The sequence below is a fragment of the Pseudorhodoferax sp. LjRoot39 genome (assembly GCF_964253035.1).
Lineage (GTDB): Bacteria > Pseudomonadota > Gammaproteobacteria > Burkholderiales > Burkholderiaceae_C > Pseudorhodoferax.
This window is the reverse complement of sequence record NZ_CAXUQL020000001.1, coordinates 7,362,995-7,382,700: the sequence shown is the minus strand read 5'-3', so window position 1 is coordinate 7,382,700 and position 19,706 is coordinate 7,362,995. Positions and strand designations below refer to the sequence as shown.

Here is a 19,706-nt window from a genome sequence, read left to right as displayed (position 1 = left end):
TGATTTTCAAAATGAATGGTGAAGACCACACTGCGCCGCATGACCTCTGCGCTCTCCTGCCTGCCGCGTGCCGCCTGCGCCGCCGATGCCCCGCCGCCCAGCCACCGCTGGAAGGTGCTGGCGGCCGGCGTCGTGGCCAATGCGGCCTTTTCCGTGGCCTTCAGCGGCATTCCGATGACGGCCGTGCTGATGCGCGCGGGCTACCGGCTGGACAACGCCACGCTGGGCCTGGTGCTGGGGCTCATGGGCCTGGGCATCGCGCTCAGCGAGCTGCCCTGGGGCCTGTTGACCGACCGCTGGGGCGACCGGCCGGTGCTGCTGCTGGGGCTGGCCGGCACCGCCGGCGCGCTGGGCGCGATGGCGCTGTGGGCGGCGCCGTCCGCGGGCCAGGTGCCGGCCCTGGGCTGGCTGGCCGGCGGGCTGGTCCTCGTGGGGCTCATGGGGGGCAGCGTGAACAGCGCCAGTGGCCGCGCGGTCATGGGCTGGTTCGGCGAGCGCGAGCGTGGTTTCGCGATGAGCATCCGCCAGACGGCCGTGCCGCTGGGCGGCGCCGTCGGCGCGCCGCTGCTGACGGCGCTGGCGCGGCACGGTGGCTTCGCGGCCGTGTACGCGACGCTCGCGGCGCTGTGCCTGGGGGCGGCCCTGCTCGCGGCCTGGTGGATCCGCGAGCCGGCGCAGGTGCCGGGAACGATGCGCCGCGCGGGCACCGGCGCGCAGGACCCGGGACGCGGCGGCCCCTTGCGCGACGCCCGCGTCTGGCGGATCGCCGCCGGCATCGGCATCCTGTGCGCGCCGCAGTTCGCGGTGCTGTCCTTCGGCACGGTCTTCCTGCACGACCTCGCGCAACTGGACCTGGCCCGCATCGCGGTGGCCATGGCGCTGGTGCAGGTGGGCGCCATGGGGACACGCATCTGGAGCGGGCGCTGGACCGACCGGCGCCGCAACCGCCCGGCCTACCTGCGTGCCTGCTGCTGGCTCACCACCATGCTGTTCGTGGGGCTGGCTGTGGCCAGCTTCGCCGGTGAACGCGGCGCCGGCCTGGCGTCCGCTCCGGCCAGCGCATGGGGGCTCATGGTCTTGCTGGCCGTGGGCGGCATCTGCGTGTCGGCCTGGCATGGCGTGGCCTACACCGAGCTCGCGACCCTGGCAGGGGCGCAGCGGGCCGGCACCGCACTGGGCATGGCCAACACGGCGGTGTTCGTCGCCTGCTTTCTCGTGCCGCTGGCGATTCCGCACCTGCTCTCGGCACAGGGCTGGGCGCTGGTGTGGCTGGCCGCGGCTGCCTGCGCCGTGCTGGCGATGGGGCTGCTCGTGCCGCGCCGGGCGCGGCTCAGCGCCGCTTCTTGAGACCGCGCAGGTCCAGCATGCCCGGCAGGCTGCGCGGGTCGGTGCCGGCCGGGAACAGGCTGTGCTTCTGGATCTTCTGCGTGGCCGTGGTCGGGATCGCGTCGGCGAACCAGACCCAGCCCGGCGCCTTGTAGTAGGCCAGCTCGGCGTTGCAGTGCTCGAACAGCGCGCGTGCCGTGGCCTCGTCGCGCTGCTGGCCGGGCTTGAGCACGATGCAGGCCAGAACCTCCTCCTCGCGCACCGCATCGGGCAGGGCCATCACGGCCACCTGTTCGACCCAAGGGTGGGTCAGCAGCGTGGCCTCGACCTCGGCCGCGGCGATGTTCTCGCCCGAGCGGCGCACGATGTTCTTGCGCCGGTCCACGAAGTGCAGCATGCCTGTGGCATCGCGCCACACGATGTCGCCGGTGTGGAACCAGCCGCCGCGCCAGGCGGCCTCTGTGGCGGCCGGGTCGTCGAGGTAGCCCGAGAAGAAATCCTGGCGCGGCGTGGCGGCGCTGTGGCGGATCACCATCTCGCCGGGCGTCTCGCCGACCACGTCGCGGTCGGCGTCGTCGACCACGCGCACGGCGATGTCGGGTTGCGGGCGACCGAAGGCGCGCGTGCCGATCTGCCGTGGCGCATGGTTGTCGGTCAGGATGCGCACCATCTCGGTCATGCCCCAGAGCTCGATCAGCGGGAAGCCGAAGCGCTGCTCGAAGGCCGCGTGCAACTGGGGCTCCACGCCGGCGCCGTAGGCGAAGCGCACGGCATGGTCGCGGTCCTGCGGGCCGGGCGGCTGGCCCCACAGCATCTGCACGATGACGCCCAGGTAGTGCACGACGGTGGCGCGGCTCTCGCGCACCTCGGTCCACCAGCGTGATGGCTGGAAGCGGTCGGTCTGCACCTGGCAGTTGCCCGTGAGCAGCGCGCCCGGGAACGAGACCACCGAGGCGTTGACATGGAACAGCGGCAGCGGGTTGTAGATGCGGTCCGTGCCTTCGCCGAAGGTCGCCAGGCCGCCGCGCGTGGCGTAGGCATGGCCAGACGCCAGCTCGTAGCGGTGCGACAGGATGCAGCCCTTGGGCCGCCCCGTCGTGCCCGAGGTGTAGAGGATGCTGGCCGGCGTGTCGCCGTGCACCTGGCCCGGCAGCGGGTCGCGCGCAGCCGGCGGCAGCGCGGAGTCGGGCGTGGCGAACGCTGCCTGGTGGCTGGATTCGGCCAGCGCGGCGCGCAGCGCATCGATGCGGGTGCCCAGCACCACGACGAGGTCCACGCGCGCATGGTCGATGAGGTAGGCCAGCTCGCGCGGACGGTAGTCGGGGTTCACGGGCACGCAGCAGGTCCCGAGGCTGTTCAGCGCCAGCTTGTGCAGCAGGTGCTCGGGCCGGTTCTCCAGGAACAGCGCGACGCGGTGGCCATGGCCGTAGCCGGCCGCTGCATAGCGCGCGGCCAGCGCGACCACTTCGGCGTGCATCTGCGCGAAGCTCAGCTCCAGGCCTTCGGGCAGGTAGCCGCGCTCTGGATTCGCGGGAATGGCGAGCAGGCTGTTGGCGCCATAGGCCTGGGCCGCGGCGGCCAGGGCCTGGTGCAGCGTGGGGTGCTGGACGATGTCGATCATGGTTGCAGGGGGTGGGCGCGCACGAGGTCGGCCGCCTTCTCGCCGATCATCATCGCGGCGGCGCAGGTGTTGGCCGAGGGGATCTCGGGCATGACGGAGGCATCGGCCACGCGCAGGCCCTGCAGGCCGTGCACGCGCAGTTGGGCATCGACCACGGCCATGGCGTCGCCGGCCGGGCCCATGCGCGCCGTGCCGTTGAGGTGGTAGGACGAGACACCGTAGCGCCGCACGTAATCCAGCAGTTCGTCGTCGGCCTGTACTTCCGGGCCGGGCATGGTCTCCGAAGCCACGTAGGGCGCGAGCGCGTTCGTCTGCAACAGCTTGCGCGCCAGCCGCACGCCGTCCAGCAGCACGCGGCGGTCTTCGGCGTGGGCCAGGTAGTTGGGCTGCACGATGGGGGCGGCAAACGGGTCGCTCGACGCCAGCCGCACCCAGCCGCTGCTCTGCGGCCGGTGCTGCCAGACGCCGCAGGTCATGCCGGGGTAGTCGTCCAGCATGCCCACGTAACCCGCGCGGTAGCTGGCCGGCGCGAACACGCCTTGCAGGTCGGGCCGCGCCAGGCCGGGCCGCGACTGCCAGAAGAAGTGCGCGAGCGAGGGGCTCAGCGCGAGGATGCTGGGCTGGCCGGCCAGCCAGCGCGCGACCTGGTGCCACAGCCTGGGCGCCCGCGCGAGTTCGTTGATCGTCACGGCGTTCTTCGCACGTGCGACCAGGCGCACCGAGAAATGGTCCTTGAGGTGCTGGCCCACGCCCGGCAGCGCATGGTGCACCGGGATGCCCGCGCGTTGCAGCCACTCGGCCGGGCCGATGCCCGACAGCTGCAGCAGCTTGGGCGTGTTGACGGCGCCGGCGCAGACGATGACTTCACGCCGCGCACGCACCACCTCGGCGCGGCCGTGAACGCCGCCACGCCGGTAACGCACGCCCGTTGCGCGCAGTCCGTCGAACAGGATGCCGGTCGCCTGGGCGTTGCTGCGCAGCGTCACGTTGCCGCGCTTGACGGCCGGGGTCAGGAAGGTCGGTGCCGTGCCCTGGCGCAGGCCGTGGTGGATGGTGCGCTGGAAGTAACCCACGCCGGCCTGCGTGGCGCCGTTGTAGTCGGGGTTGCGCGGCAGGCCCAGCTCTTGCGCGCCGTCGAGGAAGGCCTCGCAGACCGGGTGCTTCCAGTCGATGTCGGTCACGGCCACGGGGCCACGGCGTCCGCGCAGCGCGTCGTCGCCCGGGCCGATGCGGCGCTCGCTGCGCTGGAAGTAGGGCAGCAGGTCTGCATGGCTCCAGCCCGGGTTGCCCTGGGCGGCCCAGCCGTCGTAGTCCTCGGCCTGGCCGCGGTTGTAGACCAGGCCGTTGATGGCGGTGGAACCGCCGGCCGTGCGGCCCTGCGGCAGCGGCACGCGGCGCCCGCCGGTCCAGTCCGTGGGCTCGGAGCTGAACTGCCAGGTGAAGTCGGGGTTGAACAGCACCTTGATGAAGCCGGCCGGCACATGCAGCCAGGGGTGCCAGTCGCGCGGGCCGGCTTCGAGCACGCAGATGCTGCGGGTGGGGTCTTCGCCCAGCCGCGCGGCGAGGATGGCACCGGCTGCGCCGCTGCCGACGATCACGTAGTCGAAGGTGTCCATCAATGCTTGCCCAGGTAGGCCGCCCGCACCTGCGGGTCGCGCCGCAGCGCCCGGCCTTCGCCCTGCAGCGTGATGCGGCCCGTCTCCAGCACATACCCGCGCTCGGCCACGGCCAGGGCCTGGTTGGCCATCTGCTCCACGAGCAGGATGGTCACACCCTGGGTCTTGAGGCCGCGGATGATGCCGAAGATCTCCTTCACGATCAGCGGCGCCAGGCCGAGCGAGGGCTCGTCCAGCAGCAGCAGCTTGGGCCGGGCCATCAGCGCGCGCGCGATGGCCAGCATCTGCTGCTCGCCACCCGACATGGTGCCGGCCATCTGGTCCTGGCGTTCGCGCAGCCGCGGGAAGGCCGCGAACTGCGCGTCGATGTCGGCCTCGATCTCGGCCTTGGATGCCGTGCGGTGGTAGGCGCCCAGCATGAGGTTGTCGCGCACGCTCTGGTCGGCGAACACCTGGCGCCCCTCGGGCGACTGCGCGATGCCCAGTGCCACCCGCTGGTGGCCCGGCACGCGCGTGATGTCTTTGCCTGCGAAGCGGATGCTGCCCGCGAAGGCCGGCTCCAGGCCCGAGACCGCCTTCATGAGCGTGCTCTTGCCGGCGCCGTTGCCGCCGATGATGGTCACGACCTCGCCGGCCTGCACCTCGAGCGAGATGCCCTTGAGCGCCTCGATGGCGCCGTAGCGCACTTCGAGGGCGTCGATCTGGAGCAGCGGCTCAGCCATGGCTGGCCTCCAGTTCCAGGTCGTCCTCGTCGGGCTCGTCGGTGCCCAGGTAGGCCGCGATCACGCGCGGGTTGTTCTGCACGTCGGCCGGCTTGCCCTCGGCGATCTTCTCGCCGTAGTCCAGCACGATCACGTGGTCGGAAATTGCCATGACCAGGTCCATGTGGTGTTCGATCAGCAGCACGGTGACGCCCAGGTCGCGGATCTTCGCGATCACGCCGACCAGGTCCTGCGTCTCCTGCGGGTTCAGGCCGGCGGCCGGCTCGTCCAGCAGCAGCAGGTGCGGGTGGGTGGCGAGTGCGCGGGCCAGCTCCAGCCGGCGCTGCAGGCCGTAGGGCAGGCTGCCGGCCACCTCGTCGGCCTTGTCCAGAAGGCCCAGGAAATCGAGGATCTGCAGCGCCTCGTCGCGCGCGGCCTGCTCCTCGCGCCGTGCGGCGGGCAGTCCCAACAGGCAGGACCAGAAGCCCGCACGCATGTGGCGGTGCAGGCCGACCTTCACGTTGTCCAGCACCGACATGTCGCTGAACAGCTTCAAGTTCTGGAAGGTGCGGCCCAGGCCGATGGCGCAGATGCGGTTGGGCACCATGTTCACGATGCTCTGGCCCGCGAACTCGATGCTGCCGCGGTCGGGCGGCACGATGCCCGACAGGATGTTGAGCAGCGTGGTCTTGCCCGCGCCGTTCGGCCCGATCAGCGAATGGATGTGGCCGGTCCGGATCTCCATGTCGATGTTGTTCGTGGGCACCACGCCGCCGTAGGCCTTGTAGACGGCGCGCGTTTGCAGCAGTGGTTTGTCCGCAGCCAGCCGTTCGGTGGCGCGCAGCTTCCAGCCGCTGGTGGGCGCAGGCAGCACGGGCCGCCGCGCCAGCGCCGGCACCAGCTTCTTCGCGAGCCGGCCGAGCGCGCCCGACAGCCCGTCGGGCATGGCGTACAACGCGAACAGCAGCAGCGCGCCGTAGGTGAAGTGCTGGGCCGTCGGCCAGCGCGCGAGGAAGGCGTCTAGCAGCGTCAGCACCACCGCGCCCACCAGCGGTCCGTACACCGAACTGCCGCCGAACAGCACGATCAGCAGGAAAAAGATCGACAGGCTGAAGTTGATGAAGTCCGAGTTGATGTACTGGTTCTGCTGCGCGATCAGCGCGCCGGCCAGACCGCAGGTCACGGCGCTGATCACGAAGGCCAGCACCTTGAACCTGTAGACCGACACGCCCACGCTCTCGGCCGCCACCTCGGCCGTGTTGACGGCCATGAACGCGCGGCCGTACTTGCCGTTCAGCAGCGCGCGGATGCTCAGGTGCGCGGCGATGGCCAGTGCGCCGACGAACCACACCCACTGGCTGTCGTTCAGCGCGCTGCCGCCGATGGAGGGCGGCACCACGCCATAGATGCCGGCCTGGCCGCCGAACACGTCCTGCCATTCCGAGACCACCTTCTCGACCACGATGCCGAAGCCGATGGTGACCATGGCCAGCGCCGGGCCGCGCACGCGCAGCGCCGGCAGCGCGATCAGCACGCCGAACAGCCCGGCCATGGCGCCGGCCGCCACGAAGGCCAGCCAGGGGTTCCAACCCAGCCGCGCGGTCAGCAGCGCGGCGGTGTAGGCGCCCACCGCGAACAGCCCCGCATGGCCCAGCGATTTCTGGCCGGTGTGGCCGACCAGCACGTTGAGCCCGGCGGCGGCCAGGTAGTTCACGCCGATCAGGAACAGCACCTTGAGGTAGAAGCCGTTGGTGACCAGCACCGGCGCCAGCGCCACGGCGGCGACGGCGATTGCCACGCCGATGGCATGTCCTTTGCCTTGCGCCATCAGACCTTCTCCACCACACGGCGGCCGAGCAGGCCTTCCGGTTTCAAGACCAGCACCAGGATGATCAGCATGAAGATGCTGATCTCGCGCAGCTCGGCCTGCCACAGCCCGACCAGGGCCTCGATCAGCCCGAGCAGAAAGCCGCCCAGCATGCAGCCGCGCGCGTTGTTGAGGCCGCCCACGATGGCGGCCGAGAAGGCCTTGAGCGCCAGCGTGAGCCCCATGAAGACGGAGGCCGTGGTGATCGGCGCGATGAGCAGACCCGCCAGGCCGGCCAGCGCCGAGCTGATGACGAAGGCCAGCACCACGATGGCCGAGACGTTGATGCCCATCAGCGTGGCGGCCGGGCCGCTGTGCGCCACGGCGCGCACGGCCTTGCCGATCCCGGTCTTGCGCATCACGAAGTCCAGGCAGACCATGACCAGGATGCTGGACACCAGCACCAGGATCTCCTGCGGCAGCACGCCGGCGCCGCCGATGCGGATCACCGCGTTGCCCAGCGGCGAGGGCATGACCAGCGGTGCCGGGCCCCAGATGGCGAGTGCGGTGTTCTGGATGATGATGCCGAAGCCGATGGTGCTCATGACCCAGGCCATCCCGCCGCGGCCCACGAAGGGCTTGACAGCCGCGTGGTAGAGCAGCACGCCCAAGGCGCCCAGCACCACGATGGAGATGGCCAGGGCCGCGAGGTAGCGGCCCGGCGTGACCTCGATCTCGGAGAGCGCGCCGCTGATCGGCTTGCCGGCCAGCAGCAGCACGGCCGAGACGGCCACGTAGGCGCCGGCCACCAGGAACTCGCCCTGGCCGAAGTTGAAGGTCTTGGTCGTGTTGTGGGTGATGTTGAAGCCCAGCGCGACCAGCGCATAGATGCTGCCCAGCGCCAGGCCGCTGAAGACCGCTTGCAGGAGTGACGCGCCCATGTCCACCTTTCCAGAACCACGAAAAAAATGGCCCACGCCGGCTGGCGTGGGCATTGCCGCCGAGAAGGGCTTACTTCTTCAGGTCGGCCGGCGTCAGCGCCTTGGTGAACTGGTCTTCGTAGCGCACCGGCGCGCCGTTTTTCCAGCGGGCCAGGTAGAAGTCGGCCACCGACAGGCCTTCGTGCGCGGTCTTGGTGAAGGGCTTGTTGTAGGTCTTGATCACGCCCTCCACGCCGGTCACGTTCTCCAGCGCCGCGGCGACCTTCTCTCCGTCCGTGCTGTTGGCCAGCTTCATGGCGGCGGCGATCAGCATCACCGAGTCGTAGGCCTGGGCCGAGCACGGGAAGGTGGTCAGCGTGGGGAAGTTCTTGCGCACGCGCTCGCCCAGGGCCTTGGTCTTGGCATTGGTGTCCTCGGTGGTGGACGCGGCCAGGATCAGATGCTCGGACAGCTTCTCGCCCGCCATCTTGGGCAGCAGTGAGGACAGGTTGCCCCAGGTGCCCAGCGTGACCGGCATGTAGTTGATCTTCTCCATGCTGCGCAGCACCTGGGCCGTGCCGTCGGCGATGCCGTAGATGATCACGGTGTCGGCGCCGGCGGCCTTGATCTTGGACAGCTGCGAGGTGATGTCGGTGTCCTTGGGGCCGTACTTCTCGGTCGCCACGGGCGTCACGCCGTGCAGCGCCAGGATGTCGGTGGCGTCCTTGATGCCACCCTGGCCGTAACCCGTGGAGTCGGCCAGGATGGCGATCTTCTTGTCTTTCGATGCCTTGATGGCGTAGGCGCCCAGCAGCGCCACCTGCTCTCGGTCGACCATGGACACGCGGAACAAATAGTTCTGCGGCTCCTTGGCGTAGCGGTTGGTGATCTCGGTGGCGGTGCCGATGGGCACGACGACCGGGATCTTCTTCTGCTGCGGAAGGTGCAGCCAGGCCAGTGCGTTGCCCGAGTTGGCCGGGCCGACGACGGCCTGCACCTTCTCGGCGTCGATCAGCTCGGTCATGTTCTGGATCGCCTTGGGCGGCGTGCCCTGGTCGTCGCGGATCACGCCGACGACCTTGCGGCCCATGATGCCGCCGGCCTTGTTGATGTCCTCGATGGCCGCCTCGAAGCCCCAGCGGCCCGCGATGCCCAGTTCGGCCACGCCGCTGGCGGACTGGTCGGCCGTGTAGCCGATCTTGATGTCCTGGGCATAGGCGGCGCCGGCCCACAGGGACCCGGCAATGGCGCCGACGACGGCGAGCTTGGCGAAACGGTGGACCGATGGCATGGGTGTGTCTCCTTGGGGATGGACTGGGGGATGGGGCGGTCCGGCGCTTCTGTCGGCCCGGTGCAGCGGCCCCACTGTAGGGGAACTGTATCTGTCGATGTGGGTACAGTTTGCCGGGACAGCGGCGGCGGGCGGCCGGGGTGAACCCTGATGGCTCAGGTCTCTTGCGGGATGAGTTCAGCCGCCTTCTCGGCGCTCGCCATGGTCTTGAAGGGCCAGGTGTAGCGGGGGCCGTGGCCGACCTTGATGAAGCCGGCCGGGATGTGGATGAAGGGGGTGCGGTCGGGCGGCCCGGCTCGGCTCTCTTGCATCTGCGCTCGCCTCCTGGCCCGGCCTACACTGCGCCGGCTTTTTTTTGTGTCAACCGGAAAACCATACCACCCGCCATGGACTGGCCCCTGATCACCGGCTGGGCGTTTTATGCCACGGCCATCCCGGCGACGCTGCTGATGGGGCTGTCCAAGAGCGGCTTCGGCGCCGGGCTGGGCTCGCTGGCCGTGCCGCTGATGGCCTTGGCCATCCCGGTGCCGCAGGCCGCTGCCTTGCTGATGCCGGTGCTGCTGCTGACCGACATCCTGAGCGTCGCCGCGTTCCGGCGCGACATCGACAAGGCGCTGCTGTGGCTGCTGATCCCGTTCGGGCTGCTCGGCACCCTGGTCGGCACGGCGCTGTTCCGCGTGCTCGACGGGCGCACGGTGTCCACGCTGGTCGGCGTGTTCACGCTGCTGTTCCTGGCGCAGCGCTGGCTGTTCCCGCCGCGTGCCGACAGCCCGCCGCCACCGCGCTGGGCCGGCCGGCTGCTGGCCACGGTGTCGGGCTTCACGAGCTTCGTCTCGCACACGGGCGGGCCGCCGCTGAACGCCTACGTGATCCCGTTGCGTCTCGCGCCCGTGCAATTCGCGGCCACGATGGCCGTGTTCTTCTTCTGCATCAACCTCTCGAAGTGGGTGCCGTACACCTGGCTCGGCCTGTTCGATGCGCGCAACCTGGCCACCTCGTTGCTGCTGCTGCCGTTCGCGCCGCTGGGCGTGTGGGCCGGTGTGCGCATCGCGCGGCGCATTCCGGCGTCGCTGTTCTACCGGCTCATCAACATCGGCATGCTGCTGACCGGCCTCAAGCTGCTGTGGGACGGGCTGCGCTGATCCTGCGCGGCGGGGGTCAGTCGCGCCAGCCGGTCGGGCGGCGCTGGGCGCGCTCCTCGCGTTCGCGTGCGAGCTGCTCTTCCAGCTCGCGCCGGCCCTCGCGCGCCACGGCGATGCTGCGGGCGCGGTCCTGGTGGTGCGGGTGCATGCGCTCGAACAGCGCCAGGTTGTGGTCGCGAAAGCGCATCACGCTGTGGCGCGCCTCGTGCGGCGGCGCGCCCAGCACCTCCAGCACATTGCGCGCGCTGCGCAGGCTGGACTCGAACAGTTCGCGCTCCACGCGCTGCACGCCCAGGTCGCGCAGCGCGTTCCAGTGCGGCACGTCGCGCGCCCGCGCGACGATCTCCAGCTGCGGGAAGTGTTCGCGCACGAGGGCTGCGACGCGCAGGCTCTGCGCCACGTCGTCCACGGCCAGCACCAGCACGCGGGCCCGATCGGCGCCCGCCACGCGCAGCACGTCCAGCCGGGTGGCATCGCCGTAGAACACGCGGAAACCGAACGGGCGGATGGCCTCGATCATGTCGGCGTCGTGCTCCAGCACCGTGCACTGCAGGCCCTGGGCGAACAGCGCGCGGCCGACGATCTGCCCGTAGCGGCCGAAGCCCGCGATGATGATGGGCGCCGCCTGGGGTTCGGCGATGGTCTCGGCGGGGCTTGCGCTGCTGCGGTTGAAGCGCGGCAGCCAGTAACGGTCGGCCAGCACCAGCAGCAGCGGGCTCAGCAGCATGGACAGCGCGACGGCGCCGGTCAGCAGCGAGGCCGTGTCCGGCGCCAGCACACGCGCGCCCACGCCGGCCTGGAACACCACGAAGGCGAACTCGCCGCCCTGGGCCAGCAGCAGCGTGAACACGGGCCGCTCGGGCGCGGGCAGGCGCATGGCGGCAGACAGGCCGTAGATCACGGCCAGCTTGATGGACAGGAAGCCCAGCACGATCAGCGCCATGGTGCCCGGCGCGCGCCAGAGCACGCCGAAGTCGATGCTCATGCCCACGGCGATGAAGAACAGGCCCAGCAGCAGGCCCTTGAAGGGCTCGATGTCGGCCTCCAGCTCGCGCCGGTACTCGCTCTCGGCCAGCAGCACGCCGGCCAGGAAGGCGCCCAGCGCCATCGACAGGCCCACGCTGTGCATGAGGTAGGCGATGCCCACCACCAGCAGCAGCGCGGCGGCGGTGAAGATCTCGGCCGTGCGGCTGCGTGCGATCCAGCGCAGCACCGGGCGCAGCAGCAGCCGGCCGCCCAGCACGATGCCGGCGATGACGGCGACCGTGCGCAGCGCCTGCAGCGCGGCGGAGCCGTCGTCGGCCCCCTGGTCGGCCACGCCCAGCAGCGGCAGCAGCGCGAGGATGGGGATGGCCGCCACGTCCTGGAACAGCAGGATGGAAAAGCCGGCCTGGCCGCTGCGCGTGCCGAGCAGGTTGCGCTCGCCCAGCACCTGCAGCGCGATCGCCGTGGACGACAGCGCCAGGCCCAGCGCGGCGACGAGCGCGGTCTTCCAGCCGATGCCGCAGGCCAGCGCGACCGCGTAGATGGCCAGCGCGCAGACCGCGACCTGGGCCGTGCCGCCGCCGAAGATGGGCCGGCGCAGGCTCCAGAGCCGGCGCGGCTCCAGTTCCAGGCCGACCAGGAACAGCATCAGCACCACGCCGAATTCGGCGAAGTGCAGCACGTCCTGCACATTGGGCACGAGCGCCAGGCCCCAGGGGCCGATGGCCATGCCGGCGGCCAGGTAGCCCAGGATGGCGCCCAGGCCCAGCGCGCGCGAGATCGGCACGGCCAGCACGGCCGCGGCCAGGTAGATGAAGCTGTTGGACAGCCAGGCGGGTGCGTGTTCCATGGCGGTCTCAGCCTTGGGCCCAGTGCGGGTAGCTGCGCAGGCGTTCGGCGAAGGCCTCGGCATGTGCGTCGATGTCCTGCCGGCTCGCGCCGTGGGCGCCGTGCAGCACCAGCGGCGGCAGGAAGCGCATGCCGCACAGCGCGGCGGTCTGGCGGTAGGGCGGTAGGTAGGCGTCGAACGGATGGCCGTTGTAGCTCTCGGCGCTGTACGACTCTGCCGGGCCGCCCGTGGTGGTGACGAGCCAGCAGTCCTTGCCGCGCAGCGCGGTGCCGGGCGTGCCGGCGGGCGCCTGCTCGTGCGAGCCGGCCTCGGACGTGGCCGGGCCGAAGGCCCAGCCGTAGGTCAGCACCTCGTCGAACCAGAGCTTTTGCAGGGCCGGCATGCTGTACCACTGGATCGGGTGCAGCAGCACCAGCAGCCGGGCGCGGTCGACGCGCGCCTGCTCGGCCGCGACATCGATGTGGTAGTCGGGATAGCTGCCGTACAGGTCCTGGATGTCCAGCGGCAGTTCTCCGGCCAGGGCCTGCGCGACGTCGCGCAGGCGGCGGTTGACGCGCGATTCGCGCCAGGCCGGGTGGGCGGCGATGAGGTAGATGCCTTGCATGTTGTCGAAAGAATGCGCAAGTCGGGGGTGGGTAACATACCCGAGCGGAGCCGAGTCCGCGGACACAAGAGGAGCGCGCATGCCGGTCGTGGTCGTTGCCAACCCCAAGGGCGGTGTCGGGAAGTCGACGCTGGCCACCAACATCGCCGGCTACTTCGCGTCGCAGGGCCATGCGGTGATGCTGGGCGATGCCGACCGCCAGCAGTCCTCGCGCCTGTGGCTGGGGCTGCGGCCTGCGCAGGCACGGCCCATCGGCACCTGGGAGATGACGTCGGACATGATCGTGCGCCCGCCCAAGGGCACGACGCACGTGGTGCTGGACACGCCGGGCGGGCTGCACGGCTGGCGCTTCAGCGACGTGATGAAGATGGCCGACAAGCTGGTCGTGCCCCTGCAGCCCAGCGTGTTCGACATCTTCGCCACGCGCGATTTTCTGGACAAGGTGGCCGAGCACCGGCATGCCGGCAAGATGGCCATCGGCCTGGTGGGCATGCGCGTGGACGCGCGCACGCTGGCGGCCGACAAGCTGCGCGCCTACATCGCCAGCCTGAACCTGCCGGTGCTGGGCGAGCTGCGCAACACGCAGAACTACGTGCATCTGGCCGCGCGCGGGCTCACGCTGTTCGACGTGGCGCCGCAGCGTGTCGAGAAGGATCTGGAGCAGTGGCAGGACCTGTGCCGCTGGCTGGATGCCCCCTGAATTTCAACAACGAGGAAGACAACGCAGATGAAGACCTTCAGCACCCTGGACGAACTGACGGCCCTGGTCGGGCAGGACATCGCCACCAGCGAATGGACCACGGTCACGCAAAAGCAGATCGACCTGTTCGCCGAGGCCACGGGCGACCACCAGTGGATCCACGTCGATCCGGAGCGCGCCAAGTCCGGCCCGTTCGGCGCGCCGATCGCGCACGGCTACCTGACGCTGTCGCTGCTGCCGTTGTTGTTCGCCAGCGCCGTGAAGGTCGAGGGCACGCGCATGGGCGTGAACTACGGGCTCAACAAGGTGCGCTTCATCACGCCCGTGCCGGCGGACAGCCGGGTACGCGGGCACCTGAAGCTGGTCAGCAGCGAGCCGGTGTCGGGCGGCGGCGTGCAGCAGGTCTGGGAGGTGACGGTGGAACTCGAAGGTGCGGCCAAGCCGGCCTGCGTGGCCGAGTCCATCGTGCGGCGCTACGTCTGATCCGCAGCGCCTCCAAAGCCGCACTGGCGCCAGGCCTCGAACACCGTGACCGCCACGGCGTTCGACAGGTTCAGGCTGCGCTGGCCGGGGCGCATCGGCAGGCGCAGGCGCTGGTCCAGCGGAAAGCTGTCGCGCAAGGCCGGCGGCAGGCCGCTGGTCTCCGAACCGAACACGAACCAGTCGCCGGCCTGGAACGTGAGGCTGTGCGTGCTGCGCGAGCCGCGCGTGGTCATCGCGAACATGCGCTCGAGCGGCGGTTGCTCTCGCGCCAGCAGGGCGGCCCAGTCCTTGTGCAGGCGCAACTCGGCGTACTCGTGGTAGTCCAGCCCGGCGCGGCGCATGTGCTTGTCGTCCATCGAAAAGCCCAGCGGCTCCACCAGGTGCAGCGTGCAGCCGGTGTTGGCCGCGAGCCGGATGACGTTGCCCGTGTTGGGCGGGATTTCGGGGGCGACCAGGACGATGTGGAACATGGGGCCATTGTCCGTGTGTCAGTGCTCCACAGGCGTAGGCGTGCGTGCCAGCACCAGTGCGGTGAGGCGCGCCGCGCCGGCCGCGCGCAGCACCTCGGCCGCCGCGAACAGCGAGGCGCCGCTGGTCATCACGTCGTCCACGAGCACGGCATCGGCTCCGCGCACGCGGCCTGCGCGCAGCGGTTCCAGCGCGAAGGCGCCGCGCACGTTGTGCCGGCGTTGCGCTGCGCTCAGGTCCAGCTGCGGCGCCGTGTCGCGGATGCGCAGCAGCAGGCGGGCGTCGGTCTTGTCGGGCGCGAGCCGGCGGGCCAGTTCCAGCGCCTGGTTGAAGCCGCGCTGGCGCAAGCGCGGGGCCGACAGCGGCATGGGCAACACGAGCGTGCAGCGTTCCAGCGCCGGCTCCACCCAGGGCGTGTGGCGCAGCAGCTCGGCCAGGGCGCCGGCCCAGCCCGGCTGCGCGCGGAACTTGAACCGGGCGATGCAATCGGCCCAGGGGTAGGCGTAGTCCACCGCGCAGAGGCAGGCGTCCAGCGGCGGCGGGTGGCGCAGGCAGGCGCCACATTGCAGGGCGCCCCCGGTGAGGGGCAGGGCGCAGGTCCGGCAGCGCGGCTGCGGTTGGGCGAAGCGCTGGATGCAGGCTTCGCACAGCGGCTGGTCCTGCCAGCTGTGGCACACCGCGCACTGGCTCGGCAGGCGCGAGAGCAGGGAGGCGAGCCCGCGGCGCAGCATGGTGCGGCTCAATATACTCGTCGCGCATCGCCATGAGCCAGCACCGTCCCCCCACCATCGCCCCCGTGGCCGCCGCGCGTTGGGCGCAGCAGCCGGTCCAGTCCGCGCCCTGGCTGCACGACGAGGTGGCGCGCCGCATGGCCGAGCGCCTGCAATGGATCAAGCGCAGCCCCACGTCGTGGGCCCATTGGCAGGCGCTGCGCGGCGGCATGGCGGTCCATGCCGAGCTGCGCAAGCGCTATCTGGGCGCCGAAAACTGGGTCGTGGAGTCTGTGCCCACCCTGGCCCGGCAGGTGCTCGACGCCAGCGTCGAGGCCTGGTGGAAGCCCGGCCGCTGGAGCGCCGCGGCCCAGCACGCCGGCATGCCTCCGGCCGGCAGCGTGCAGATGGTCTGGTCCAACATGCTGCTGCACCAGGTGGCCGATCCGCAGGCGCTGATCGCCGACTGGCACCGCGCGCTCGCGGTCGACGGCTTCCTGATGTTCTCCTGCCTCGGCCCCGATTCGCTGCTGGAGTTGCGCCGCGTCTATGCCGCCCTGGGCTGGCCGCCGCCCGGCCATGCCTTCACCGACATGCACGACTGGGGCGACATGCTGGTGCAGGCCGGTTTCGCCGAGCCGATCATGGACATGGAGCGCATCCGCCTGACCTACGCCACGCCCGACAAGCTGCTCGAAGACCTGCGTGGGCTGGGCCGCAACCTGCATCCCGGGCGCTTCGGCGCGTTGCGGGGCCGCAAATGGCATGCGCAGCTGCGCGCCGAACTCGCGCGGCAGCTGGCCGACCCGGCCGAGCAGGGCCGCCTGACGCTGACCTTCGAGATCGTCTACGGCCACGCATTCCGCCCCGCGGCGCGGGTGCCGGTGGCGGCGCAGAGCGCGGTTTCTCTGGAGGACATGCGCGGCCTGTTGCGCCATGGCAAAGGCGAGGGCCAGTGAAGGTCTTTCGGGTGTCCGGCAGCGGACATTCGTGCAATATTCACGGGCTACAATGAAGGGTTTTTAAACGCATTTCGGGCTTCCCCACGAATGAACCAGGCGTTGTTCCGGCGGGTGTCAATACCCGCGGCGCGCGCCGCATTGATGGTTGAACGTTGTCTGTGTCGAAACTGGTCTATCGCTTCGCCACCGTCTCGGGCCAAGGCATCCATTGGCTGCTGAAGCGCAACTGTTCCATCACGCCGGGCCAGTTGGGCGGCCTGTATGCGTCGATCTGTGTGGTGTCGCTCGGGATCGGGACATTCTTCTGGTTGCAAGGTGCCAGGCTGGTCCTGCCGTTTGCGTGGCTGGAAGTGGTTCTGGTGGGCGTTGCCTTTCTGGCGTACTCCCGGCACGCGACCGATGGCGAGCGCATCTCGCTGCAGGACGACCGTCTGGTCGTCGAACTCGAGAACGCGGGGCGCCTGGAGCGGGCCGAGTTCCGCAGGGAGTGGGTCCGTGTCGAACCCAAGACCAGCGACCATTCGCTGATCGAGGTGTCGGGGCAGGGGCGATGCGTGGAGGTGGGGCGTTACGTGCGCCCGGATCTGCGGCCGGTGCTGGCGCGCGAGATCCGGATGGCGTTGCGCGGGGCCTGAGCAGGGTGGTTCATAAAAGGTTGAAGAAGTAGAGACGACGATGAAAATGATCTGGAACAAGCTGACTTCCCTGCTATCTCGCACCGCGCTCGTCTCGGGGGCCTGGCTCGCGACGGCGGCCCACGCGGTCAACGACCTTCCAGGCGGCCCGGCTGTACGCCAGCTCAACCTGCATCCCCCCGTCACCAAGATCGCCGAAGAGCAGCAGTGGCTGCACTGGTTCATGCTGATCCTGTGCACGGTGATCTTCATCGCCGTGTTCGCGGTGATGTTCTATTCCATCTGGAAGCACCGCAAGTCGGTCGGCCACAAGGCCGCCAACTTCCACGAATCGGTCGTGGTCGAGGTGATCTGGACCATCGTGCCCTTCGTCATCGTGATCCTGATGGCGCTGCCGGCCACCAAGGTGGTGGTCGCGCTCAAGGACACCAGCAATGCCGATCTGACCATCAAGGCCACCGGCATGCAGTGGAAGTGGGGCTACGACTACATCAAGGGCGAGGGTGAGGGCATCTCCTTCGTCTCCACGCTGGACAGCTCGCACCGCGCCATGTCCAACGCTGGCGGTCCGCCCAAGGGCCAGGCCGTGGACGACTACCTGCTCAAGGTCGACAACGCGCTGGTGGTGCCCGTCAACAAGAAGGTCCGCATCATCACCACGGCCAACGACGTGATCCACGCCTTCATGGTGCCGGCCTTCGGCATCAAGCAGGATGCGATCCCCGGCTTCGTGCGCGATACCTGGTTCCGCGCCGAGAAGACCGGCGACTTCTATGGCCAGTGCGCCGAGCTCTGCGGCAAGGAACACGCCTACATGCCCATCCACGTGAAGGTGGTGACGGCCGAGCAGTACGCAGTCTGGGTTGATGGCGAGCGCAAGAAGGCTGCCGCCAAGCTCGATGACCCGACCAAGGTCTGGACGCTGGAAGACATCGTCAAGCGCGGCGAGCGCGTCTACGCCGCCAACTGCGCGGCCTGCCACCAGGCCAACGGCAAGGGCGCCGGCCCGATCAAGCCGCTGGACGGCTCCGCCATCGTGCTCGACACCGACCACGCCAAGCAGCTGACCATCCTGCTCAATGGCGCAGGCAACGGTGCCATGCCCTCGTGGAAGCAATTGAGCGACACCGACCTCGCGGCTGTGGCCAGCTACACCAAGAACAACTGGTCCAACAAGACCGGGCAGATCGTCCAGCCCTCCGAAGTCGTCGCGCTGCGCGCGAAGTAAACCGGCGCATTCCCGCACAGAAGGAAACAGAGATGAGCGCAGTCCTCCATCCCCACGGCGACCACGACCACGCCCACGACGAACACCACCACGCGCCGACCGGATGGCGCCGCTGGCTGTTCGCCACCAACCACAAGGACATCGGCACGCTGTACCTGCTGTTCAGCTTCACGATGCTGATGGTGGGCGGTGTGCTGGCGCTGCTGATCCGCGCCGAGCTGTTCCAGCCCGGCCTGCAGCTGGTCAACCCCGAGCTGTTCAACTCGCTGACCACCATGCACGGGCTGATCATGGTGTTCGGCGCCATCATGCCGGGCTTCGTGGGCTTCGCGAACTGGATGATCCCGCTGCAGATCGGTGCTTCGGACATGGCGTTCGCGCGCATGAACAACTTCAGCTTCTGGCTGATGATCCCGGCCGCAGGCATGCTGGTCGGCTCGTTCTTCATGCCCGGCGGTGCACCGGCCGCGGGCTGGACGCTCTACGCGCCGCTGACGCTGCAGATGGGCCCGTCCATGGACGCCGGCATCTTCGCGATGCACATCCTGGGCGCCTCGTCCATCATGGGCTCGATCAACATCATCGTGACCATCCTGAACATGCGCGCCCCCGGCATGACGCTCATGAAGATGCCGATGTTCTGCTGGACCTGGCTGATCACGGCCTACCTGCTGATCGCGGTGATGCCCGTGCTGGCCGGCGCCATCACGATGACGCTGACCGACCGCCACTTCGGCACCAGCTTCTTCAACCCCGCCGGCGGCGGCGACCCGGTGATGTACCAGCACATCTTCTGGTTCTTCGGCCACCCCGAGGTCTACATCATGATCTTGCCGGCCTTCGGCATCGTGAGCCAGATCGTGCCGGCCTTCGCGCGCAAGAAACTGTTCGGCTACGCCTCCATGGTGTACGCCACGTCGTCGATCGCGATCCTGTCGTTCATCGTCTGGGCGCACCACATGTTCACGACCGGCATGCCGGTCACGGGCCAGCTTTTCTTCATGTACGCGACCATGCTGATCGCGGTGCCCACGGCCGTGAAGATCTTCAACTGGATCGCCACCATGTGGCAGGGCTCGATGACCTTCGAGACGCCCATGCTGTTCGCCGTCGGCTTCATCTTCGTGTTCACGATGGGCGGCTTCACCGGTCTGATCCTGGCCATGGCGCCGATCGACATCCAGCTGCAGGACACCTACTACGTGGTGGCCCACTTCCACTACGTGCTGGTGGCCGGCTCGCTGTACGCCATGTTCGCGGGCGTCTACTACTGGCTGCCCAAGTGGACCGGCGTCATGTACAACGAGACGCGCGGCAAGGTGCACTTCTGGTGGTCGCTGATCGCCTTCAACGTGACCTTCTTCCCGATGCACTTCCTGGGCCTGGCCGGCATGCCGCGCCGCTATGCCGACTACCCGATGCAGTTCGCCGACTTCAACGCCATCGCCACCGTGGGCGCGTTCTTCTTCGGCATCGCGCAGGTCTATTTCTTCCTGTTCATCGTGCTGCCCTGCATGATGGGCAAGGGTGCCAAGGCGCCGCAGAAGCCTTGGGAAGCAGCCGAAGGCCTGGAGTGGGAAGTGCCGTCGCCGGCGCCGTTCCACACCTTCGAGAACCCACCCAAGCTGGACGCCACCGCGACCCGCGTGGTCGGTTGA

19 protein-coding genes are annotated in these 19,706 nt (G+C 69.4%); 8 read left to right on the top strand and 11 right to left on the bottom strand.

Annotation, left to right across the window (positions count from 1 at the left end):
- Positions 1 to 39: 39 nt before the first annotated feature.
- On the top strand, positions 40 to 1,347 hold the full coding sequence (locus tag ACSQ4M_RS34475; RefSeq protein ID WP_436193844.1) for an MFS transporter: 1,308 nt from the start codon (positions 40 to 42) through the stop codon (positions 1,345 to 1,347).
- Here ACSQ4M_RS34475 and ACSQ4M_RS34470 read toward each other — a convergent pair.
- The 7 genes from ACSQ4M_RS34470 to ACSQ4M_RS34440 all read right to left on the bottom strand — a co-directional run bounded on the left by ACSQ4M_RS34470 (position 1,331) and on the right by ACSQ4M_RS34440 (position 9,593).
- Positions 1,331 to 2,947, bottom strand: a complete 1,617-nt coding sequence (locus ACSQ4M_RS34470) for an AMP-binding protein (protein ID WP_436193843.1) — start codon at positions 2,945 to 2,947, stop codon at positions 1,331 to 1,333. The two genes, ACSQ4M_RS34475 and ACSQ4M_RS34470, sit on opposite strands and share 17 nt — an antisense overlap.
- A complete protein-coding gene (locus ACSQ4M_RS34465) occupies positions 2,944 to 4,563 on the bottom strand; it encodes a GMC family oxidoreductase (RefSeq protein ID WP_436193842.1) in 1,620 nt (539 codons plus the stop codon). Before ACSQ4M_RS34465 ends, ACSQ4M_RS34470 begins: the two co-directional genes overlap by 4 nt.
- Positions 4,563 to 5,285 (bottom strand): ABC transporter ATP-binding protein, encoded by a 723-nt coding sequence (locus tag ACSQ4M_RS34460; protein ID WP_436193841.1) that lies wholly within the window; start codon positions 5,283 to 5,285, stop codon positions 4,563 to 4,565. Before ACSQ4M_RS34460 ends, ACSQ4M_RS34465 begins: the two co-directional genes overlap by 1 nt.
- Entirely contained in the window at positions 5,278 to 7,092 is a 1,815-nt protein-coding gene (locus tag ACSQ4M_RS34455) for a branched-chain amino acid ABC transporter ATP-binding protein/permease (RefSeq protein WP_436193840.1), read from the bottom strand. The genes ACSQ4M_RS34460 and ACSQ4M_RS34455 overlap by 8 nt, the downstream gene beginning before the upstream one ends.
- Positions 7,092 to 8,012 carry a branched-chain amino acid ABC transporter permease gene (locus ACSQ4M_RS34450; RefSeq protein ID WP_436193839.1) on the bottom strand — a complete coding sequence of 307 codons (921 nt, stop codon included), beginning with the start codon at positions 8,010 to 8,012 and terminating at the stop codon, positions 7,092 to 7,094. Before ACSQ4M_RS34450 ends, ACSQ4M_RS34455 begins: the two co-directional genes overlap by 1 nt.
- A 70-nt stretch (positions 8,013 to 8,082) precedes the next feature.
- Positions 8,083 to 9,282, bottom strand: a complete 1,200-nt coding sequence (locus tag ACSQ4M_RS34445) for an ABC transporter substrate-binding protein (RefSeq protein ID WP_436193838.1) — start codon at positions 9,280 to 9,282, stop codon at positions 8,083 to 8,085.
- 155 nt (positions 9,283 to 9,437) lie between these two features.
- Entirely contained in the window at positions 9,438 to 9,593 is a 156-nt protein-coding gene (locus ACSQ4M_RS34440; protein ID WP_436193837.1) for a hypothetical protein, read from the bottom strand.
- 75 nt (positions 9,594 to 9,668) lie between these two features.
- On the opposite strand from ACSQ4M_RS34440, the gene ACSQ4M_RS34435 reads away from it, so the two are divergent.
- Complete coding sequence (locus tag ACSQ4M_RS34435) at positions 9,669 to 10,424, top strand: sulfite exporter TauE/SafE family protein (RefSeq protein WP_436193836.1); 756 nt, start codon at positions 9,669 to 9,671, stop codon at positions 10,422 to 10,424.
- Between the two features lie 16 nt (positions 10,425 to 10,440).
- Here ACSQ4M_RS34435 and kefC read toward each other — a convergent pair whose 3' ends face one another.
- A complete protein-coding gene (gene kefC, locus ACSQ4M_RS34430) occupies positions 10,441 to 12,258 on the bottom strand; it encodes a glutathione-regulated potassium-efflux system protein KefC (protein WP_436193835.1) in 1,818 nt (605 codons plus the stop codon).
- A 7-nt stretch (positions 12,259 to 12,265) separates the two neighbouring features.
- The gene (locus ACSQ4M_RS34425) at positions 12,266 to 12,862 is read right to left on the bottom strand and encodes an NAD(P)H-dependent oxidoreductase (protein ID WP_436193834.1); all 597 of its coding nucleotides are present in this window, start codon (positions 12,860 to 12,862) and stop codon (positions 12,266 to 12,268) included.
- A gap of 79 nt (positions 12,863 to 12,941) precedes the next feature.
- On the opposite strand from ACSQ4M_RS34425, the gene ACSQ4M_RS34420 reads away from it, so the two are divergent.
- Positions 12,942 to 13,562 carry an AAA family ATPase gene (locus tag ACSQ4M_RS34420; RefSeq protein ID WP_436193833.1) on the top strand — a complete coding sequence of 207 codons (621 nt, stop codon included), beginning with the start codon at positions 12,942 to 12,944 and terminating at the stop codon, positions 13,560 to 13,562.
- Between the two features lie 27 nt (positions 13,563 to 13,589).
- Positions 13,590 to 14,045 (top strand): MaoC family dehydratase, encoded by a 456-nt coding sequence (locus ACSQ4M_RS34415; RefSeq protein WP_436193832.1) that lies wholly within the window; start codon positions 13,590 to 13,592, stop codon positions 14,043 to 14,045.
- Here the strand turns inward: ACSQ4M_RS34415 and trmL are convergent.
- Positions 14,036 to 14,515 (bottom strand): tRNA (uridine(34)/cytosine(34)/5-carboxymethylaminomethyluridine(34)-2'-O)-methyltransferase TrmL, encoded by a 480-nt coding sequence (gene trmL / locus ACSQ4M_RS34410; protein ID WP_436193831.1) that lies wholly within the window; start codon positions 14,513 to 14,515, stop codon positions 14,036 to 14,038. The genes ACSQ4M_RS34415 and trmL overlap by 10 nt on opposite strands.
- Before the next feature lie 18 nt (positions 14,516 to 14,533).
- Positions 14,534 to 15,244, bottom strand: coding sequence for a ComF family protein (locus tag ACSQ4M_RS34405; RefSeq protein WP_436193830.1), 711 nt, complete (start codon positions 15,242 to 15,244; stop codon positions 14,534 to 14,536).
- 32 nt (positions 15,245 to 15,276) lie between these two features.
- On the opposite strand from ACSQ4M_RS34405, the gene ACSQ4M_RS34400 reads away from it, so the two are divergent.
- The 4 genes from ACSQ4M_RS34400 to ctaD all read left to right on the top strand — a co-directional run bounded on the left by ACSQ4M_RS34400 (position 15,277) and on the right by ctaD (position 19,706).
- The gene (locus ACSQ4M_RS34400; RefSeq protein WP_436193829.1) at positions 15,277 to 16,182 is read left to right on the top strand and encodes a class I SAM-dependent methyltransferase; all 906 of its coding nucleotides are present in this window, start codon (positions 15,277 to 15,279) and stop codon (positions 16,180 to 16,182) included.
- Between the two features lie 161 nt (positions 16,183 to 16,343).
- Positions 16,344 to 16,820, top strand: a complete 477-nt coding sequence (locus tag ACSQ4M_RS34395) for a DUF2244 domain-containing protein (RefSeq protein WP_436193828.1) — start codon at positions 16,344 to 16,346, stop codon at positions 16,818 to 16,820.
- Between the two features lie 40 nt (positions 16,821 to 16,860).
- Entirely contained in the window at positions 16,861 to 18,048 is a 1,188-nt protein-coding gene (gene coxB / locus ACSQ4M_RS34390; RefSeq protein WP_436193827.1) for a cytochrome c oxidase subunit II, read from the top strand.
- Between the two features lie 32 nt (positions 18,049 to 18,080).
- On the top strand, positions 18,081 to 19,706 hold the full coding sequence (gene ctaD, locus ACSQ4M_RS34385) for a cytochrome c oxidase subunit I (RefSeq protein WP_436193826.1): 1,626 nt from the start codon (positions 18,081 to 18,083) through the stop codon (positions 19,704 to 19,706).

What these genes read in the sequence shown, in the direction of transcription:
- ACSQ4M_RS34475 (WP_436193844.1), top strand. Translation starts at nt 40, where the DNA reads ATGACCTCTGCGCTCTCCTGCCTGCCGCGTGCCGCCTGCGCCGCCGAT.
- ACSQ4M_RS34470 (WP_436193843.1), bottom strand. Translation starts at nt 2,947, where the DNA reads ATGATCGACATCGTCCAGCACCCCACGCTGCACCAGGCCCTGGCCGCC.
- ACSQ4M_RS34465 (WP_436193842.1), bottom strand. Translation starts at nt 4,563, where the DNA reads ATGGACACCTTCGACTACGTGATCGTCGGCAGCGGCGCAGCCGGTGCC.
- ACSQ4M_RS34460 (WP_436193841.1), bottom strand. Translation starts at nt 5,285, where the DNA reads ATGGCTGAGCCGCTGCTCCAGATCGACGCCCTCGAAGTGCGCTACGGC.
- ACSQ4M_RS34455 (WP_436193840.1), bottom strand. Translation starts at nt 7,092, where the DNA reads ATGGCGCAAGGCAAAGGACATGCCATCGGCGTGGCAATCGCCGTCGCC.
- ACSQ4M_RS34450 (WP_436193839.1), bottom strand. Translation starts at nt 8,012, where the DNA reads ATGGGCGCGTCACTCCTGCAAGCGGTCTTCAGCGGCCTGGCGCTGGGC.
- ACSQ4M_RS34445 (WP_436193838.1), bottom strand. Translation starts at nt 9,282, where the DNA reads ATGCCATCGGTCCACCGTTTCGCCAAGCTCGCCGTCGTCGGCGCCATT.
- ACSQ4M_RS34440 (WP_436193837.1), bottom strand. Translation starts at nt 9,593, where the DNA reads ATGCAAGAGAGCCGAGCCGGGCCGCCCGACCGCACCCCCTTCATCCAC.
- ACSQ4M_RS34435 (WP_436193836.1), top strand. Translation starts at nt 9,669, where the DNA reads ATGGACTGGCCCCTGATCACCGGCTGGGCGTTTTATGCCACGGCCATC.
- kefC (WP_436193835.1), bottom strand. Translation starts at nt 12,258, where the DNA reads ATGGAACACGCACCCGCCTGGCTGTCCAACAGCTTCATCTACCTGGCC.
- ACSQ4M_RS34425 (WP_436193834.1), bottom strand. Translation starts at nt 12,862, where the DNA reads ATGCAAGGCATCTACCTCATCGCCGCCCACCCGGCCTGGCGCGAATCG.
- ACSQ4M_RS34420 (WP_436193833.1), top strand. Translation starts at nt 12,942, where the DNA reads ATGCCGGTCGTGGTCGTTGCCAACCCCAAGGGCGGTGTCGGGAAGTCG.
- ACSQ4M_RS34415 (WP_436193832.1), top strand. Translation starts at nt 13,590, where the DNA reads ATGAAGACCTTCAGCACCCTGGACGAACTGACGGCCCTGGTCGGGCAG.
- trmL (WP_436193831.1), bottom strand. Translation starts at nt 14,515, where the DNA reads ATGTTCCACATCGTCCTGGTCGCCCCCGAAATCCCGCCCAACACGGGC.
- ACSQ4M_RS34405 (WP_436193830.1), bottom strand. Translation starts at nt 15,244, where the DNA reads ATGCTGCGCCGCGGGCTCGCCTCCCTGCTCTCGCGCCTGCCGAGCCAG.
- ACSQ4M_RS34400 (WP_436193829.1), top strand. Translation starts at nt 15,277, where the DNA reads ATGAGCCAGCACCGTCCCCCCACCATCGCCCCCGTGGCCGCCGCGCGT.
- coxB (WP_436193827.1), top strand. Translation starts at nt 16,861, where the DNA reads ATGAAAATGATCTGGAACAAGCTGACTTCCCTGCTATCTCGCACCGCG.
- ctaD (WP_436193826.1), top strand. Translation starts at nt 18,081, where the DNA reads ATGAGCGCAGTCCTCCATCCCCACGGCGACCACGACCACGCCCACGAC.